Origin of the sequence: Hydrogenophaga sp. RAC07, from assembly GCF_001713375.1 — a bacterium.
Classification (GTDB): domain Bacteria; phylum Pseudomonadota; class Gammaproteobacteria; order Burkholderiales; family Burkholderiaceae_C; genus Hydrogenophaga.
Genome location: NZ_CP016449.1, coordinates 4425156 through 4442792 on the forward strand (window position 1 = coordinate 4425156; position 17637 = coordinate 4442792).

A 17637-nucleotide genomic window follows, 5' to 3' on the forward strand; every position below is an offset into this window, starting at 1 on the left:
TAACTTGAACTCTATGAATTTTGAGTATTTTTGTCTGACCGACCCGGGACTGGTTCGGGACAACAACGAGGACTCCGTGTCGCTGGACGCGGAGAACCAGATTGCGGTCCTGGCCGATGGGATGGGTGGCTATAACGCCGGCGAAGTCGCCAGCGCCATGGCCACCACCTTCATCAAGACAGAGCTGGGGCGGTGGATGGCTGAAGGTGGCAATGAGGCCAGCGTGCGCGAACTGCGCCGCGCCATGGAAATCTGCATCGACAACGCCAACCGCTCCATCTTCAACGCCGCCAATTCCAACCCGCAGTACGCGGGCATGGGCACCACCCTCGTCATGGGTGTGTTCCTGGACGCGCGCGCCATGATCGGGCACGTGGGCGACTCGCGCTGCTACCGCCTGCGTGAGGGCAACTTCCTGCAGATCACGCGCGACCATTCGCTGTTGCAGGAGCAGATCGATGCCGGCCTGATTTCGCTGGAGCAGGCTCAGTACGCCACCCACAAGAACCTCGTGACCCGCGCGCTCGGCGTGGAAGACACGGTGTTGCTCGAAGTCAACGAATACCGGGTCGAGGACGAGGATCTCTACCTTTTTTGCTCGGACGGCTTGAGCGACATGATGAGCGACGAGCGCATCGCCGCGATACTCGTGACGGCGGGCACACTCGAGGAAAAAGCCCAGGCCCTGGTGGACGCTGCCAACGATGCCGGGGGGCGGGACAACATATCGGTGATACTGGCGTATGCTCGTTCGAAACCGGTGCGCAAAGGCCTACTTTCGCGCATGCTGGGTAAGTGATTTCGTGTCAGACCAACAGATTTACAGGTTCCAGAGGAGTCGGCCATGCCGAAAATGATCGTTTCCATCGACGGTGTTGTCATCAAGGAAGTGCAGCTCACCAAAGACCGCACCACGTTGGGTCGCCGTCCGTACAACGACATCGTGATCGACAACCTGGCCGTCAGTGGTGAACACGCCGTCATGCAGATGTCCGGCAGCGACGTGTTCCTGGAAGACCTCAACAGCACCAACGGAACCTACGTCAACGGCAAGGCGATCAAGAAGCAGCAGCTGCAAAGCGGCGACACGGTCGAGATCGGCAAGTACAAGATCAAGTTCGTTCACGAAGGCGCCAACGAGAGCCACGAAAAGACGATGGTGATCAGTGCCGGCGCGGTGGTTCCACCCGAGCCCACGGTGGCCATGGTGGTGGCCAACGCCGCCATCAAAGTCATGTCCGGCACCGCAGCTGGTCGCGAAGTGCCCTTGGTGAAAGTGGTCACCACCATCGGCAAGCCCGGTGTGGCGGTTGCTGCCATCACCCGCCGCCCCCACGGTTTTGTGGTGGCCATGGTCGAGGGTGTGCAAAAGCCCACCATCAACGGCAGCCCCATCGGTACCGACGCGGTGAACCTGCGCCACGGCGACATGCTGGAGCTGGCCGGGACGAAGATGCAGTTCGTGCAGCAGTAAGCCCGAACAGGCCTCCCGCCTTCCACGAACCCCGGCGGCGCCTGACCATCTCGGTCTCAGGCCATCCGCCCAGCCCGTCATGCCGCAGACACTGAAACAGCGCAGTCTGCGCGTCCTGCTCATGCTTGTCCCGCTGATGTTGGCGGCGCTGCACGCTCTGGGGTTTGTCCCCACCAACGCACTCCACCGACTCGACAACTCCGCCTACGACTTGCGCCTGAGGGCCACCATGCCCGGCACACAGGAGCCGCGGGTGGTGATCGTTGACGTCGATTCGCGAAGCCTTGCCGCCATCGGCCCCTGGCCCTGGCCGCGCGCGCAGCTGGCGCGCCTGGTGGACACGCTGTTCGAGCAGCAAAAGATCGCCGTGCTCGGCTTTGACATCGTGTTCCCCAAGCCCGACCCGCAACCCGGCGGCGATGCCGCCCTGGCCACCGCGCTGCGCGATCGCCCGGTGGTCCTGGGCTACTTCTTCAGCAACGTACCCGGCGCCATCAACAAGGGGGTGCTGCCTGCGCCGGTGATGGGCGGCGAAGTGCTGTACGGCCGTCCGGTGCGCATCACACGCTGGGACGCGTTTGAATCCAACCTGCTTGAACTGGCCTTGGCCGCGCCGACTGCCGGCGCTTTCAACGCCTTGCCCGACAGCGACGGCGTGGTGCGTTCGGTGCCCATGCTGGCCGAGCACCAGGGACAGACCTACGAGTCGTTGGCGCTTGCGGTTTTCCGCCGCGTGCTGGGCGCGCCGCCGGTCGAGCCTGGTTTCGCCAACGGGCTCATGATGAGCCGCCGCCAGAGTGGTCTGGAGAGCCTGCGTCTGCAGCACGACGGGCAGACACTCGCGATTCCCGTGGACGAGCGCGTTTCCGCACTTGTACCGTATCGGGGGCCTGGCGGCCCCGAAGGCGGCTCGTTCACCTATGTCTCGGCCGTCGATCTCCTGTCGGGGCGCGTGCCCCCTGCTCGACTGGAAGGCAGGATCGTTCTGATGGGCACGACCGCCCCCAGCCTGAAAGACTTGCGCCTCACGCCCGTGGGCGCCAATTACCCGGGCGTGGAAGCCCACGCCAACCTGATCACCGGCCTGCTCGACGGACACTTGCCGGTGAAGCCCGACTACGCCTTGGGCTACGAGATGCTGGTACTGGTGGCTGCCAGCCTCTTGCTCATCTGGTTGTTGCCGGTCCTGGGCGTCTGGTCCGGCGCAGCGCTGGGCACCACACTCCTCGCCCTGGTGATCGTGCTCAACAGCTGGCTGCAGGTCCGCCACGGCCTGGTGCTGCCGTTGGCGGGCTCCGTGTTGATGATTCTGCTCACGGCCGCAGTTGGCCTGACCCTCCGGTTCTGGGCGGAGCGCGGTCCAGTTGGGCTCCCGAAGCCGCTTCTGGCCAAGCTCTGCGCCATCTACGGAGTGGATCAGATCGCATTTGAACAAGACCGGCAGCGACAACCCGGCCTCGTCTGGCAAGAGCTCGACCGCCTGTGCTTGACGGCGGGGGAACCGCCCAGTCCCATCTACGCCCCACTGGGTGCGAGCGGCGAGTTGGCAACCGACCTGCGAGACGAACTGCGCCAATGGCAACAAGCCCTGCGAGCGTGGCGCGCGCAAGACTGGGATGCGTGCGATGTCCATCTGCTCAACCTCCAGCGGCAAAATGCCAAAAAAGTCCTTTACCGCCTTTATGTCGACAGAGTAGCCTCACGCAGGTTGTTGCCGCTCGATCCTGCTTGGGACGGCGCAGCGACCCTCGATTCGCTTCAAGCTCCGCCATCCCGGACCGGTTCCACCGGCCACACCATGTCAAAGAGTCCATGAGAGTCCGCGTGCTGGGGTGCTCAGGAGCCATTGCCCACGGCTGCCGCACCACCTCGTTCCTGCTCGACCACGACGTGCTGATCGACGCAGGCACCGGCGTGGGCGACCTCACCCTGGACGAGATGGCGCAGATCGACCACGTGCTGCTCACCCATTCGCACCTGGACCACGTGGCTTCGCTGCCCCTCATGCTCGATGCCGTGGCCGCGCGCAGGCTCTCGGCAGGCGCACAGCCCTTGCAGGTGCACGCCTTGCCCGGCACCATCGCCGCACTCAAGGCCCACATCTTCAACAACCTGATCTGGCCCGATTTCTCGGCCATCCCCAGTGCCGATCGCCCACTCATGCGTTTTGTGCCCATTGCTGTGGGCGAGGTGCTGCAGGTGTGTGGCAAGGCGATTGAAGTGCTGCCGGCGGTGCACACCGTGCCCGCGGTTGGTTTCGCCGCCAACACGCCGTCGGGCCACTGGGTGTTCAGCGGCGACACCGGCCGCAACCCCGCTTTCTGGAAACGCGTTAACCAGTTGCCCGTGGCCCTGCTGGTGATCGAAACCGCCTTCAGCGACCGCGAAGAGGCCCTGGCCCAACGCAGTCTGCATCTTGCGCCGGGCCTGCTCGCCGAGGAATTGGCGCACATCGACCCCAGCCAGCACTACCCCATCTACATCACCCACACCAAGCCCGCCGAAACCGGCCTGATCATGGACGAGATCCGCCGTTTCGACGATGTGCCGACCGGTGCAGACAGCACCCGCCACGACATTCGCTGGCTGAGCGCAGGGCAGACGTTCGACCTCTGACAAGGGCAGAAATTGGGTGACAAAAACGGTCGAAGCCGACCGGGGTGACAAAAAATGTCGGTCAAGAACCGACCCAGATGTCACAAACCGTCACTGTGGGGCGGTTAAGCGTGAAATAGGCCGCAAAAAACACCCCAGTTCCGGTTGGCACGCCGTCTGCTCATAGACATGCGTTCCCAACCCAAACCCCCAAGGAGTTTTTTCCATGAAGCGTTCCATGCAAAAAGGTTTCACCCTGATCGAACTGATGATCGTGGTGGCCATCATCGGTATTCTGGCTGCTGTGGCTCTGCCGGCTTACCAAGACTACACCATCCGTGCCAAGGTGTCCGAAGTGGTGTTGGCCGCTTCTCAGTGCCGTACCAGCATCACGGAGACCGTTCAAACTGCGAACGGAGCCACGCTGCCCGCTGCCAACGGGTGGGGTTGTGAGCAGAACATTGCTGGCTCTGCTGCCAGTGCTCCCAGCAAATATGTACTGTCGATCGTGACCACCGAAGCAGGCTTGGTGACGGTGACCACTGGCGCCGCTGCCGACTTGAAGGATGCTGCCAGCAAAACGGTGACGTTGACGCCGTACAAGAGCGACACCGCAGTACTCGTCAACACGGACGTGGGCGCTACTGTGTTCAAGTGGGTGTGTGGCCCAGGCGCGACCAACGGCATGTCGACAAAGTACCTCCCTGGCTCATGCCGCGGAGCCTGATCCCTGGTTGGTTCTGAGTTGGAAGGGGCGCGTGTTCACGCGCCCCTTTTTGTTTTCGTCAATAGGCATCCGAATGTCTGCATCGCTGCCCCTGGCATGGTTGAGCCTCTTCTTGTGCTTGGCTTTTCTATTGCCAAATCACTACTCGCCATGGCTGAGTTTTCACCAAGAGGCGCTGGCGGCAGTCGCGCTAGTGCCTTTAGGTATTTGGGCTGCATGCAAAGTTCAGCGCGTCCCATGGCTGACTTGGCTTTTCCTGGTTCTCGCGGTGACTCCCTTTTTGCAGTGGGCGTTCGGTCTCATCCCGTATGGGGGGGATGCTTGGGTGCATGCCCTCTATTTGATGGCTGCCGTTTGGGCGATGCTCGCCGGCTATGCGATTTCACAGCGTGCCAATACCACCGCAGAACACGATGAGCTTCTGAAGCCCTTGTGGTTGGCACTGATCGCTGCGGCAATCGTGTCAGTAGGGATGGCGGCTCATCAATGGCTCGATCTTGGGCTGAGCGGTATTTTCATTGCAGACCTACCACCAGGAGGGCGCCCGTTTGCCAATTTGGCGCAGCCCAATCACCTTGCTAGCCTACTTCTGTTGGCAATCGTTGGCGTGTGGTACGGTTGGGAAAAGAAGTGGTTAAGTACACCCACGGCATGTTTGGCGCTCGTATATCTTCTAATCGGTACGGTACTTACGGGATCACGCTCCGTTTGGCTGGCGATTGCCTGGTTTGTTCCAGTCGTTGCTTGGGCCAAGGCTCGCTGTGGACTTCGGCTGAAGCTCACTTTCCTGGGCACTTTTGTGCTCTTCTTTTTCGCGTTGAGCTATGCCATGCCAGCGATCGAAGTATGGCTTGTGCTGGCAGATACGGGGGCAGCAGTTGAGCGCCTAGGACAAACGCAATTGCGTATCTTGGCTTGGCGTGCCTTCTTGGATGCTGCCATGTTGGAGCCTTTGTGGGGATATGGCTGGGGTCAAATCGGTGCGGCGCAGTTTCGTGTTGCAGAGGATCACCCCGGACTTACGGACATATTCTTCAATACCCATAACGTAGTACTTGATCTCGTAATCTGGCTAGGTTTCCCAGTGGCAATCCTTTGCACGCTTCTCCTCGTGTGGTGGTTGTTCAAATGCTTGCAGCGCTGTCGTGATGCCAACGCATTTTTGTCGCTGATGGCTGTCTGTATCGTTTTTGGCCATTCGATGGTCGAATTCCCTATCACCTACGCATATTTTCTTGTGCCAACAAGTTTCTGGATGGGAGTTGTCACCGCAGCAACGGAGCCAGCGGCACAAATAGAAAGAACGAAGTTGTACGGTCGAGGACGCTTGGTCGTCGTTGGTGCCAGCTTTGCAACTGTTGCCATGCTGTTGGTTGTCACAAGGGACTACTTGCCCTTTGAAGAAGACTGGCGCGAGCAGCAGTTCGTAGAGGCGCGCATTGAAGGAGCCCGGACCGAGAGCTTGGTACAGCCCCGACTTCTTGATCAGTTGCAGGGGATGATGCAACTGCAAAGGTATTCTCCTTTAACCCATTCCTCTCCTTCAGACCTGCAATGGGTCCAGGACGTTGCAGAGCGTTACCCCTACCCTTCGTTCCGCTACAAATACGCGCTTCTCCTTGCCATGTCGGGACATTCAGAGGCTGCGACTGTGCAACTGCTTGGGTTGTGCGCGGTTTTTTCGCGCATCGTGTGTGAGCAGGTGAAAAAAGATTGGGCAATAGCCTCCGCGAGAGATGCGCGTATCGCGAATGTGGATCTTTCAGGGCTACCTTAAAGGACGGTGGCCCTTTCAGACAAAAACAGGCGATGGATTCAGGAATTTTGTACAGGCGTGTTGTCGGTGCTCTGCCAGCGGGTGGAGTGCACTTACTTGCTACTTTTGTGGTGGCCAGTCTCGCTGCTGCACTAGTGATAGCGGTGTGGTATCCGTACCCTTACGCCTACGTAGCCGGGGGGCGGGAGCTTTTCTTACTTCTGGTGGGCGTCGATCTTGTCTGTGGTCCGGTTCTAACGATGGTGCTCTTTGATCGTCGCAAACCCGTGGCTGAGTTGGTGCGTGACCTGAGTTTTGTTGTTGTCATTCAACTAATTGCACTGGGCTACGGTTTGCACACGGCGTGGCAAGCACGCCCTTTGTTTCTGGTGCATGAGGTGGATCGTTTCAGGGTCATCTCGCGTGCAGATTACTTGGGCGCGGACGTCGTCTCGGCGATCGCCAGTCTGCCGCGAAAGCTCCAGCCCAAATCGCTGGCTGGCCCAGTTCTTGTTGGGACACGTCCAGCGCGGGACAACGATGAGCGCACCAAAGTCATGATGGAGGCCGTGGTGGGCGGTCGAGACTTTTCTCAGCGTCCGGAGTTTTATGTTGAATATAGCGCCACGTACTTCCAAGGGGCCTCGCATAGGGCTCTTGAACTCAGCCGCTTCGTCGATCACTACCCGCAGACGGTCCAAGACGCCAAGGCTGTTCTTGACGCGCATCGGATCGGAATTGAGGAAGCACTGTTCTTGCCGGTAGTCGGCAGGCAATATTGGATTGCCATTCTTGACCGGCAGGGGTCTGTCTTGGGCTACTTGCCAGGCGATGCCTTCGCGGTCCCTTGACCTTCATTGCTCCGCCGTGTGCGCCACAAACCGCCCACTCTTCCCCCCCATCTTCTCCATCAACCGCACCCCCCCAATCACCATCCCCCGGTCCACCGCCTTGCACATGTCGTAGATCGTGAGCAAAGCCACCGACACGGCTGAAAGGGCTTCCATTTCCACACCAGTCTGACCCGTGCATTCGGCGGTGGCGCGACAGAGCACGCTGTGGGTGTCCGGTTCGATCTCGAATTCGATCGCCACGCGGGTCAGAGCAATCGGATGGCACAGGGGGATGAGGTCGCTGGTCTTTTTGGCGGCTTGGATGCCGGCGATGCGGGCGATGCCGAGCACGTCGCCTTTTTTGGCGTTGCCAGCCTGAATCAGTGTCAGGGTTTCGGGCAGCATGGTGATGCGGCCTTCGGTCACGGCGATACGGCGGGTATTGGCCTTGTCGCCCACATCGACCATGTGGGCCTGGCCTTGCGTGTCAAAGTGGGTGAGCGGGCTGGTTGCGGCGTCTGAAGGGGGCTGGTTTGTAACGGACATCGGGTGTGTTTTGCGTGGGCTTGACTGAACCGGGGCGGCTTGGCGGCATCATACGGCGATGCGTTTCACACCCTTGTCCGCGTTGATCAAGACTTCTCCCTCGGTTCGCCGACCTGTGCCGTGGGCCTGCGCGGTGGTTGTGGCAGCTTCGGCGTTGTTGCCGGTTTCGCTGTCCAGCGCGCAGGTGGTGTCCGATCCTGCGAACACATCGGCGTTGCCCAGCCTGGGTGGCGGGGAGGGCATCTCGATTTCGGCCGAGCGCCGGCTGGGCGACCGCATTGCGCGTTCCATCTACCAGGACCCCGACTACCTCGACGACCCCTTGCTCGTCGATTACTTGCAGGCGCTCTGGCAGCCCCTGCTGGGTTCGGCTCGCGCGCGGGGGGACGTTCCGCCCGAGCTGGCCGAGCGCATGGCTTGGGAGTTGATGATTTCGCGTGAGCGCACGGTCAACGCGTTTGCCTTGCCGGGTGGTTACCTGGGCGTGAACCTGGGGCTGCTGGCGGTGACCGAGCGGCCTGAGGAAGTGGCGTCGGTGCTTGCGCACGAGCTCAGCCACGTGTCGCAACGGCACATCGCTCGCCTGATGTCGCGCGAGGAACGCATGGCGCCCTGGATGATGGGCGCGATGATTTTGGGTGCTTTGGCGGCTGGGTCGAACGCGCAGGTGGCCAGCGCCGCCATCGCCGGCGGCACAGCGGCTGCGGCGCAAACGCAGCTGAATTTCTCGCGCGACATGGAGCGCGAAGCCGATCGCGTGGGCTTCGGCGTGCTCTCGGGCGCGGGGTTTGATGCCCAGGGATTTGTGAGCATGTTCGACAAGTTGCAACAGGCCTCGCGCCTGAACGACGACGGCTCATTCCCCTACTTGCGCAGCCACCCGCTGAGCGGCGAGCGCATCGCCGACATGCGGGCGCGCTTGCCTCAAGGTCCGATGGCAACCCAGGCGCCCGCTGCCAACCTCGTGGCTTCTCCTGCGCCGGCGCCCTCGATTCTCAATCTGGACCTGCCCGGGGTTCGCCCGGGAACCGCTGCGGCTCCCGTGGCTGCCGGCCGGCCAGGGCCGAGCGTGGAGTTGCACACCTTGATGTCGTCCCGTGCGAGGGTGTTGGCAGAAAACGGACCCGATCGCATGCGCAGCTGGTTGCAGGTGGGCCAAGGGCCCACTGCCAGGCCGGGTGAACGCTACGCGGCGGCGCTGTCGGCGCTGCGCCTGGGCCAGCGAGACAAGGCTTTGGAACTGGCACAAAAGCTGCGCGACACGGTGGCGCCCGACGCCCGCTTTGCGGCCGATGCCTTGATGCTGGAGTTGCTTCTGTCGCCCTCCACCAGCCCTGCCACGCCGGCGCAGACCGCCTTGCTGGCCGAGTTGCGCGACAGGTCTCTGGCGGGCGCGTCGCGAGCCGCCGTCATGCTGGGTGCTCAGGCGGCCATTGCCTCGGGTCAGCCGCAGCGCGCGGTGAGCCGTTTGCAAAGCTGGGTGGTGCTGCAGTCGCGAGACGCGCTGGCCTGGCAGACCCTGGCCCGGGCCTACCAGGTACAGGGCCAGCCGTTGCGTGCTGTGCGGGCCGAAGCGGAAGCGCGGGTCGCGCACCTCGACTATTCGGGTGCGGTCGACCGTTTCCGGGCCGCACAATCCTTGCCCGTGGCCGAGCGCAGTGCCGATTCGATGGAGATGGCCATCGTCGACAGCCGCCGGCGCGATGTGGAGGTGTTGCTGCGCGAGAGCGTGCGCGAAGAGGAAGACAGCAAGCGCTGAGTCGGAAGCAACCCGCGCAGCGGCGGAGCGTGGTGTCAGGCTCAGAGAATGGCTTTGACCGCCGCGTCCACCACCAGCATGAGCGCCGAGTAGATCAGCGAACCCAGCATGGCGGCCCAGAAGCCGTTGACGCCGAAGCCGTCCATGAGACTGGCAGCCGCCCAGAACAGCAGCGCGTTGATCACGAACAGGAACAGACCCAACGTGATCACCGTCACTGGCAGCGTGAGGATCACGAGCACCGGGCGCAGCACCACGTTGAACAGACCGATCACCGCCGCGGCAATGAGCGCGGCGGTGAAGCTCTGGATCTGCACGCCAGGGTACAGGTAGGCCACCAGCAACAGGGCGCAGGCTGCGAGCAGCCATTTGAGGATGAGTTTCATCCGATCAGCATAGCAGCGGCCCCGAAGGCGCTTCGGGGAGAGCCTGGTTCAGTGCGCTTGGGCAGGATTGGCCTGGCGCGACGCCACGTACTTGCCGATGACCAGCACGATCAGGGCGCCAGCGACCGAAGCGCCGTACTTGATCATGTCGTTCTGCGGCAGCTTGAGCATCCACTGCCACCGGTCGGGGTTGGCCAGCACCGGGTCGGACACCAGCATGCCGCCAGCGATCCAGCCCAGCAGCATGCCGCCGGCGGTGATGATCATCGGGAAGCGTGCCATCAGCTTGATGACCAGCTGGCTGCCCCAGACGATGATCGGGATGGAGATCAGCAGACCCAGCACGACCAGCAGCATCTGGTGTTCGCCTGCGTTCTGCGCTGCGCCGGCGATGGCGATCACGTTGTCCACGCTCATCACCAGGTCGGCCACGATGATGGTCTTGATGGCGGCCAGCAGCTTGTCGCTGGTGGCCAGATCGCCGTGGCCGTCTTCGTCAGGCGCGAGCAGCTTGACGCCGATCCACACCAGCAGCAGCGCGCCGATGAACTTGAGCCACGGCAGGGCCAGCAACGTCATCGCGAAGAAGATCAGGATCACGCGCAGGACGATGGCACCGGCGGTGCCCCAGATGATGCCCTTGGTGCGTTGCGCGGGCGGCAGCTTGCGGCAGGCCAGCGCGATGACCACCGCGTTGTCGCCGCCGAGCAGGATGTCGATCATGATGATCTGCCCGAGGGCGATCCAGAAGGCCGGCGAAGTCAGGAAATCCATAAATTCCTCGTTGTCGTTTGTTCAAAAGAGCAAGGCATGGGACATCTCGTGATCGACCGGCGCTGTCGTTCTCGCCTGCGGGCGCTGCTGCGCGTACAAAGGGGAGGACAGTGCCTTGATCGACCCGCGGTGAGTCCATCAAAGGTCTTGCTCGACACAGTGACGGGGTCACCAGGCCCGGGTTGCCGGAAGCCAGAGGCTTCGTATTGACGACAAACCGAATGTCCAGCGGTGCGGGCCACGGGCCTTGGCGATGGAACGGAGAGCTACTCCCCTTCGAAGCCCGCGATTGTACTGGCCTGCGCTGCTTTGCCGCGATACGCAGTTCCCACAGCGCCTGCGGCGCCATCACCCGTCGGGGCCCGAGGAGGGGGGCCGATCTGGCTATGATCGGCCTCCCTCAAGAAACCCACCCATGGCCGGCATTCACATCACCGACATCGAAGCCGCGATCAATTTCTGGCGCGAACGTGCGCCCTCGCCCGACGGTGTGTCCCTGCCCAAGCCCACGCGGGCCTTGGCCGAGGTGTATGCGCTGATGGTGTATCTCCACGAATCCGAAGCCGACGAGGCCACCCTGCCCGCCGCCGCGCGCGAAGCCTGGCTGGCCTGGTACGACACCACGCCCGACACGCCGTGCATTGCCATTTGCTCCACCAGCCAAGGTGATGAGGTCTGCAAAGGCTGCGGCCGCCTCTTTGACGAGGTGCAGCGCTGGACCGAGATGTCGCCCGGTGAGAAGCGCGCCACGTGGCGCCGCATCACCATCGAAGACGACGCCTGGCGCTTCAACCGCTACGCGGAACGGGCGAGGTAAAACACCGAGCCAGCCCCGGGCCGCCCCAAGGCGCGGCGCGGGGGCCCTTGTTTCAGACCCTTTTGGCCAGCTCGGCAGCCTTGCCTGTGTAGCTGCCGGGCGTCATGGCCAGCAGACGGACCTTTTCCGACTCGGGAATCTCCAGGCCCCGGATCATCTCGTGCAGGGCTTCTGCGGTCACCGTCTTGCCGCGCGTGACTTCCTTGAGCTTTTCGTAGGCGCCCGACACGCCGTAGCGGCGCATCACGGTCTGGATCGGCTCGGCCAGCACTTCCCAGGCGTTGTCGAGGTCGTCGGCCAGCGCTTCTTCGTTGATCTCCAGCTTGCCCAGGCCCACGCCCATGGAGTGGTAGGCCAGCACCGCGTAGCCCAGGGCCACGCCCATGTTGCGCAACACGGTGGAGTCGGTCAGGTCGCGCTGCCAGCGGCTGATCGGCAGCTTTTCACTGAGGTGGCGTAACAGCGCGTTCGACAGACCCAGATTGCCTTCGGCGTTCTCGAAGTCGATCGGGTTGACCTTGTGCGGCATGGTCGACGAGCCGATCTCGCCGGCCTTCAGGCGCTGCTTGAAGTAACCCAGGCTCACGTAGCCCCAGATGTCGCGCGAGAGGTCGATCAGGATGGTGTTGGTGCGTGCGATCGCATCGAACAGCTCGGCCATGTAGTCGTGCGGCTCGATCTGGATGCTGTAGGGCTGGAAGGTCAGGCCCAGGCCGAGCGGCTCGGGCTGTTCAATCACGTTGCGGCTGAAGGCTTCCCAGTCGAAGTCGGGCCAGGCGCTCAGGTGGGCGTTGTAGTTGCCCACCGCGCCGTTCATCTTGCCCAGCAGTTTCACGCTGGCGATCTTCTCGCGCGCGGCGGCCAGGCGCACCACCACGTTGGCGATTTCCTTGCCCACCGTGGTGGGGCTGGCGGTCTGGCCGTGGGTGCGGCTGAGCATGGGCACGGCGGCAAACGCGTGGGCCATCTCGCGCAGCTTGGTGATGACGGCGTCCAGCGAGGGCAGCAGCACGGCGTCGCGACCGCCCTTGAGCTGCAGCGCGTGGCTGGTGTTGTTGATGTCTTCGCTGGTGCAGGCGAAGTGCACGAATTCGGCGGCTTTCTCCAGCTCGGGCCGCGCTTCAAAGCGCGACTTGATCCAGTACTCCACCGCCTTGACGTCGTGGTTGGTGATCTTCTCGATGTCCTTGATGGCCTGACCGTCGGCTTCGCTGAAGTTTTTCACCAGGCCCATGAGGTAGGTTCGCGCGCCGGGTGACAGCGGCTTGAATTCGGTCAGGCCCGCATCGGACAAGGCGATGAACCATGCGATTTCAACCTGCACGCGGCGGTGCATGTAGCCCAGTTCGCTCATGAACGGGCGCAGCTGGCCCAGGCGGCCGGCGTAGCGGCCGTCCAGCGGGGACAGAGCGGAAATGGCAGACAAGGCCGCAGAAGGAGCGGCGGCAGAGGGTGTGGAGGCGGAAGCCGATGGGGTGGTGGGGCGCATCCGGTGATTGTAGGAGGCGGGGCTTTCAATGGGCCTTGTCAGTCGGACCGAAGGCCGGGCTGGCTAAAATCGCGTTCCCACGGGCAACCGTCTTCACTCTCCAGCCCTTCATGAAACTCATCGGCGCCATCACCAGCCCTTACGTGCGCAAAGTGCGTGTCGTCATGGCCGAGAAAAAGCTGGACTACCACTTCATCCAGGAAGACGTCTGGTCGGCTGACACGCAGATCACCACCTCCAACCCGCTGGGCAAAGTGCCCTGCCTAGTCATGGAAGGCGGCGAAGCGGTGTTCGACTCGCGCGTGATCGTGGAATACCTCGACACGTTGTCCCCGGTGGGCAAGTTGATCCCGTCGCAAGGCCGCGAGCGCGCCGAGGTGAAAACCTGGGAAGCGCTGGCCGACGGCCTGCTCGATGCCGCCATCCTGGCCCGCCTCGAATCCACCTGGGCCGGGCGTACCGACCAGCAGCGTTGCACCGCCTGGATTGACCGCCAGATCGGCAAGATCGAAGCGAGCCTGAAGAGCATGAGCCAGGGACTGGGCGACAAGCCCTTCTGCTCGGGCATCCACATCAGCCTGTCCGACGTGGCTGTGGGGTGCGCGCTGGGTTACCTCGATTTCCGTTTCCCGGTGATCGACTGGCGCACGCCGTACCCCAACTTGGCGCGTCTGGCTGAAAAGCTCAACCAGCGCCCGAGCTTCGTCGACACGAAGCCTGATTGAGTCTGCTCAGTTGTTGGCGCGCTGTTTGAGCCAGCGCATGAAACTGCCCACCACGGGCAGTTTTTCGTAGAGCTCTTCCGCCGCGTCCCAGTAGTCGCGGTGGTCACTGACCAGGCCGTCGGCTGTCAGCACCAGGTGCGAGCCACCCCGCACCACCTGTTCGGTGGTGGTGTCGAAGCGTTTGAAGTGGAAACGGAACTCCCACACCAGAAAGCACTGCGTGCCGTCCACGATGCGGCTGGTGACCACGAAGCGTGGTCCGTGCAGGCTCTCGAACATGTGGGCAAACACCTGCTCGATCGCGGGGATGCCGTGCACTTCGTTGAACGGGTCCTTGAAGCGTGCGTCGGCTGTGTAGAACTCGCCGATGCGTACCACCGACTGCGGCGAGATCGTTTCGAAGTACGCGCAGAGGCGGTCCACTGCCGCACGCATGTTTTCGCTCACAGGCCGGTTGCGCGGCGCACCGCCGGGAAGTAGGCGCGGTAGGGCAACAGGCGCATGAGCTTCATCCAGCGCGTGAAGCGCTTGGGGTAGTGCACTTCGAATACGCCCCGGCCCCAGTCGTCGATCATGGCTTGCGCGGCCTGCGGCGGCGTGATGAGCGCGGGCATGGTGAAGTCGTTCTGTGCCGTCAGCGGTGTCTGCACAAAGCCGGGGTGCACCACGCTCACGCCCACGCCCAGCGGGCCCAGATCGAGGTAAAGGTTTTCCGCAAGGTTGGTGAGTGCCGCCTTGGTCGGGCCGTAGGCCAGGCTCTTGGGCAGGCCGCGAAAACCCGCCACGCTGCTGATGAGGCTGATGTGGCCCCGGCCGCGCGCGCTCATGGCGGGCACGATGGCGTCCAGCACGTGCAGCGCGCCGAGGTAGTTGATGTCGATGTGCCGCTTGAGGTCGGCCATGTCCATCTCGGTGGCGCGCATCTCGCGGTAGTGGCCGGCGCAATAGACCACCAGATCCAGGGGCCCCTGCGCCAGGATCTCGCGGGTGGTGGCGGTGACCGCATCCGCATCCGTCACGTCCAGCGGCCAGGCCTGTGCCGTCACACCGTGTTGCGGTGGGTGGTTCAGCACAAAGCGGTCGAGTGCTTCGTGGCTGCGCGCCGACACCAGCACCTGCGCGCCGCGCGCGTGCAGCGCCGAGGCAGTGGCCTCACCAATGCCGCTGGAAGCCCCCACCAGCCACACGCGCAGGCCGCGCCAGTCGGTGATGGGTGGGTTCATGGGTTTGAACAGCGAGAAGCCGCTCGGTGCAGCGGCCACGGCAGCTGTTTGCGTCGGCGCATCGACGAAGGCGCGCGGCGTGCTCATGATGTGCGCCTCACGAACGACAGCGTGACCTCGCCGAGGCGCACGCCGAACTTGCTCATCTCCGCCTTGTTGAGCATCACGCGTTGGTCCATCAGGTACATCCAGTCGTCGAACTGCACTTCGTAGGTCTTGCCGTCCACCGGCAACAGCAGCGTGTAACCCCAGCGAAACGCGTTGCCCTTTTGTTCGCCCAGCGCGGTGCCCACCACGTCGTCCGCGGTGCCGCTGAACCGGCCATTGCCCAGGTGCTTCATGCGCCAGATGCGTTTGCCGGTGGTGCCGTCGCTGTAGTTGAAGGTTTCGTCCAGCACGCCGTCGTCACCGTTCCAGGTGCAGACCATCACCACGGTGAAGCGCTTGACCACCGCACCCGAGCGGTCGGTGAACACGCCGTAGGCGTCCAGCGTGCCGTTGAAATAGGTGCGCAGGTCGAGCACCGGCTTTTCGCTCGCGTACTGGCCGATCTGCGGGCCGGCGCAACCAGCGAGTGCGACGGCGGAGGTGATGCCGGCGGCGAGCAAGAGTCGTCTTTGCATGGGGTGGTCTCAGGAAGGAAGGGAGGTTTGGGGGGTGAGGCCGGCGCGTTGCTCGGGCCGGATCACGAGCGCGTAGAGCGCACCGCCGGCCAGCAGCTTGAGCACACAGGGCAGCAGGCAATAGGCGATGGTCAGGGTTTGCAGCGCGGCCGGGTCGCGCGCGCCGGGCTCGTAGCCGAACAGCGCCAGCAGCGGCAAGGCCAGGCCGGCGGCCAGGGCCAGGTTGAGCTTGGTGGCGAAGCTCCACCAGCCGAAGTAGGCGCCCTCGCGCTGGCCACGTTCGCCAAGCTGGCCAATGAGGCCGGCGAGCATGGCGCTGGGCAGGGTGAGGTCGGTGCCCAGGGCAATGCCCGAGAGCGCGCAGACGACGAGGAAGGGCATCACATCGCCCGCGCCCAGGGTGGCGGCCCAGATGAACACCGCCACCCCCAGCGCCATGCCCAGCAGCCAGGTGCGTGCCAGGCCGATGCGCGCGACCAGCCGCACCCACAGCGGGATGGACAGCGCCGCGCACAGAAAGTAGGTGGCCAGAAACGCGGGCTCCACCGAGGGCGAGGCCTGCAGGCGGTCCTGCACGAAGAACAGCACCAGCGTGGCGGGCACAGCGCTGGCGGTGCCGTTGATCACGAACACGGCGAGCAGGCGCAGAAACGCGGGTTGACGCAAAGGCGATGGGCCCAGGCTCATGGCGGGTCCGGTGGTCTTCAGGGCGATGGGTGTGGCCGATCGGCTCCAGGCCCACCAGCCCAGCGTGAGCAACACGGCGAAGGTGGAGACGGTGGCGCCGAGACCCAGCGTGGCGGGCAGCACGGCAGCGATCAGCACGCCCAGCAGCGACAAGCCTTCGCGCCACGCCACCACGCGGCTGCGTTGCGCCTCGTTGCCACCCAGGCGCGCGCCCCAGGACTGGTGAGCCACTGCGACCACGCTGTAGGCGGTGTAGGTGATGGCCATCAGCAACCCGGCCCAGGCCAGCAACACCGTGGTGCCGGCTTCACGCACGCCGGCGGGTGGAAACAGCAGGCCCCACAGGCCGAGCGCGAGCACCACGGCGGACACCGCGGAGGCGCCGAGCACGGCCGCGATCGAGCGCGCAAAGAGGCGGTCGCACCAGCGGCCGATGATGGGATCGAGCACCGCATCCACCAGCCGCGCGGCCAGCAACACCAGACCCAGCAAGGCCAGCGGCGCACCGAATTCACGCGCGTAGTGGTTGGGCAGGATCACGTACAGCGGCAGCGCCACAAACGCCAGCGGCAGGCCGAGCAGACCGTAGCTCAGGCCGCGGCGCCAGGCGCCCGCGCCCATGAAGTCGCTGGCTGGATCCAGCGGCGCGACCGCAGCGGTGTTCATGGCGTGCGCGTCGCGCCGGCGATGTTCTGGATCAAGTTCTCGCGCATGCGCGGCTGCGAGGTTTTGGGTGACAGCCAGATGCCGAAGAACAGGCGGGAAAACGCATCGTCCGCCACCTCACCGAGCAGCCTGCCGTTCAAGTAGAAACGCGCACCGCTGCCGGGCACATGCACACCGGTGATGCGGTCGCCGCGCTTCACGTCGGGAAACAGCTTGCTCATGGCCTGCGTCCAGCGCGTGGCCTGGGCGGGCTCGATGGTGGCCAGCCCTTTCATCTCGTCGATGGAGCGCTCGGCGATGTCCGCGCCCTTGAAGTCGCGCAGGTAGGCCAGCTCCAGACCGAAGCGCTGGTTCTCGAAGCGGCCGATGTCGAAGCCGGGCAACGCCCACAGGCTGGCGTCGTACACGTCGAAGCCCCAGTAGCGCAGGCGCGCTTTGCCCACGGTCGTCTTGTCCTGCAAGGCTGCGCTGAGCGTGGGCTCGGGCGCCTGTGCGCCCGCAGGAACGCTGGCCAGACAGCCAAGGGCCAATGCGAATGAAAGGGCAGCACGCTTCAT

Annotated in this window: 19 protein-coding genes; 10 read left to right on the plus strand and 9 right to left on the minus strand. The window is 63.7% G+C overall.

Going from position 1 to position 17637, the window contains the following annotated elements:
- The first annotated feature begins 13 nt into the window (after nucleotides 1-13).
- The 7 genes from BSY239_RS20675 (at nucleotide 14) to BSY239_RS20705 (ending at nucleotide 7403) form a co-directional block, all read left to right on the plus strand.
- Entirely contained in the window at nucleotides 14-799 is a 786-nt protein-coding gene (locus BSY239_RS20675) for a Stp1/IreP family PP2C-type Ser/Thr phosphatase (protein WP_069048468.1), read from the plus strand.
- A gap of 45 nt (nucleotides 800-844) precedes the next feature.
- The gene (locus BSY239_RS20680) at nucleotides 845-1474 is read left to right on the plus strand and encodes an FHA domain-containing protein (protein ID WP_069048469.1); all 630 of its coding nucleotides are present in this window, start codon (nucleotides 845-847) and stop codon (nucleotides 1472-1474) included.
- 79 nt (nucleotides 1475-1553) lie between these two features.
- Nucleotides 1554-3290 (plus strand): CHASE2 domain-containing protein, encoded by a 1737-nt coding sequence (locus tag BSY239_RS20685; RefSeq protein ID WP_069048470.1) that lies wholly within the window; start codon nucleotides 1554-1556, stop codon nucleotides 3288-3290.
- Complete coding sequence (locus tag BSY239_RS20690) at nucleotides 3287-4090, plus strand: MBL fold metallo-hydrolase (RefSeq protein WP_069048471.1); 804 nt, start codon at nucleotides 3287-3289, stop codon at nucleotides 4088-4090. Before BSY239_RS20685 ends, BSY239_RS20690 begins: the two co-directional genes overlap by 4 nt.
- 205 nt (nucleotides 4091-4295) lie before the next feature.
- Nucleotides 4296-4796: a pilin gene (locus tag BSY239_RS20695; protein WP_069048472.1), complete on the plus strand. Its 501-nt coding sequence runs from the start codon at nucleotides 4296-4298 to the stop codon at nucleotides 4794-4796.
- Nucleotides 4797-4869: 73 nt separating this feature from the next.
- A complete protein-coding gene (locus tag BSY239_RS20700; protein WP_069048473.1) occupies nucleotides 4870-6573 on the plus strand; it encodes a PglL family O-oligosaccharyltransferase in 1704 nt (567 codons plus the stop codon).
- 32 nt (nucleotides 6574-6605) lie between these two features.
- Nucleotides 6606-7403 (plus strand): hypothetical protein, encoded by a 798-nt coding sequence (locus tag BSY239_RS20705; protein ID WP_069048474.1) that lies wholly within the window; start codon nucleotides 6606-6608, stop codon nucleotides 7401-7403.
- A 3-nt stretch (nucleotides 7404-7406) separates the two neighbouring features.
- Here the strand turns inward: BSY239_RS20705 and moaC are convergent, their stop codons facing one another.
- A complete protein-coding gene (moaC, locus tag BSY239_RS20710; protein WP_069048475.1) occupies nucleotides 7407-7931 on the minus strand; it encodes a cyclic pyranopterin monophosphate synthase MoaC in 525 nt (174 codons plus the stop codon).
- Between the two features lie 58 nt (nucleotides 7932-7989).
- On the opposite strand from moaC, the gene BSY239_RS20715 reads away from it, so the two are divergent.
- Nucleotides 7990-9690 carry a M48 family metalloprotease gene (locus BSY239_RS20715; protein WP_083240097.1) on the plus strand — a complete coding sequence of 567 codons (1701 nt, stop codon included), beginning with the start codon at nucleotides 7990-7992 and terminating at the stop codon, nucleotides 9688-9690.
- Between the two features lie 41 nt (nucleotides 9691-9731).
- Here BSY239_RS20715 and BSY239_RS20720 read toward each other — a convergent pair whose 3' ends face one another.
- Together BSY239_RS20720 and BSY239_RS20725 are read right to left on the minus strand one after the other, a co-directional pair.
- Nucleotides 9732-10076 (minus strand): phage holin family protein, encoded by a 345-nt coding sequence (locus tag BSY239_RS20720; RefSeq protein WP_069048477.1) that lies wholly within the window; start codon nucleotides 10074-10076, stop codon nucleotides 9732-9734.
- 48 nt (nucleotides 10077-10124) lie between these two features.
- Nucleotides 10125-10850, minus strand: coding sequence for a TerC family protein (locus BSY239_RS20725; protein ID WP_069048478.1), 726 nt, complete (start codon nucleotides 10848-10850; stop codon nucleotides 10125-10127).
- Nucleotides 10851-11265: 415 nt separating this feature from the next.
- Between BSY239_RS20725 and BSY239_RS20730 the strand changes: the two genes are divergently transcribed.
- Nucleotides 11266-11667, plus strand: coding sequence for a DUF3717 domain-containing protein (locus tag BSY239_RS20730; protein WP_069048479.1), 402 nt, complete (start codon nucleotides 11266-11268; stop codon nucleotides 11665-11667).
- Nucleotides 11668-11719: 52 nt separating this feature from the next.
- On the opposite strand, the gene purB is transcribed toward BSY239_RS20730, so the two are convergent.
- Nucleotides 11720-13156: an adenylosuccinate lyase gene (purB, locus tag BSY239_RS20735; protein WP_069048480.1), complete on the minus strand. Its 1437-nt coding sequence runs from the start codon at nucleotides 13154-13156 to the stop codon at nucleotides 11720-11722.
- Between the two features lie 110 nt (nucleotides 13157-13266).
- Here purB and BSY239_RS20740 point away from each other — a divergent pair, with 110 nt between their 5' ends.
- The gene (locus tag BSY239_RS20740; protein WP_069048481.1) at nucleotides 13267-13881 is read left to right on the plus strand and encodes a glutathione S-transferase N-terminal domain-containing protein; all 615 of its coding nucleotides are present in this window, start codon (nucleotides 13267-13269) and stop codon (nucleotides 13879-13881) included.
- Between the two features lie 6 nt (nucleotides 13882-13887).
- Here BSY239_RS20740 and BSY239_RS20745 read toward each other — a convergent pair whose 3' ends face one another.
- From BSY239_RS20745 to BSY239_RS20765, 5 genes are all read right to left on the minus strand, one after another.
- The gene (locus BSY239_RS20745) at nucleotides 13888-14316 is read right to left on the minus strand and encodes a nuclear transport factor 2 family protein (protein ID WP_069049129.1); all 429 of its coding nucleotides are present in this window, start codon (nucleotides 14314-14316) and stop codon (nucleotides 13888-13890) included.
- Nucleotides 14317-14324: 8 nt separating this feature from the next.
- Nucleotides 14325-15104: an SDR family NAD(P)-dependent oxidoreductase gene (locus BSY239_RS20750; protein ID WP_069049128.1), complete on the minus strand. Its 780-nt coding sequence runs from the start codon at nucleotides 15102-15104 to the stop codon at nucleotides 14325-14327.
- A gap of 83 nt (nucleotides 15105-15187) precedes the next feature.
- Nucleotides 15188-15727: a DUF3833 domain-containing protein gene (locus BSY239_RS20755; RefSeq protein ID WP_069048482.1), complete on the minus strand. Its 540-nt coding sequence runs from the start codon at nucleotides 15725-15727 to the stop codon at nucleotides 15188-15190.
- Nucleotides 15728-15736: 9 nt separating this feature from the next.
- Nucleotides 15737-17080 (minus strand): MFS transporter, encoded by a 1344-nt coding sequence (locus BSY239_RS20760; RefSeq protein ID WP_156775547.1) that lies wholly within the window; start codon nucleotides 17078-17080, stop codon nucleotides 15737-15739.
- Nucleotides 17077-17637: a chalcone isomerase family protein gene (locus BSY239_RS20765; protein WP_069048483.1), complete on the minus strand. Its 561-nt coding sequence runs from the start codon at nucleotides 17635-17637 to the stop codon at nucleotides 17077-17079. The genes BSY239_RS20760 and BSY239_RS20765 overlap by 4 nt, the downstream gene beginning before the upstream one ends.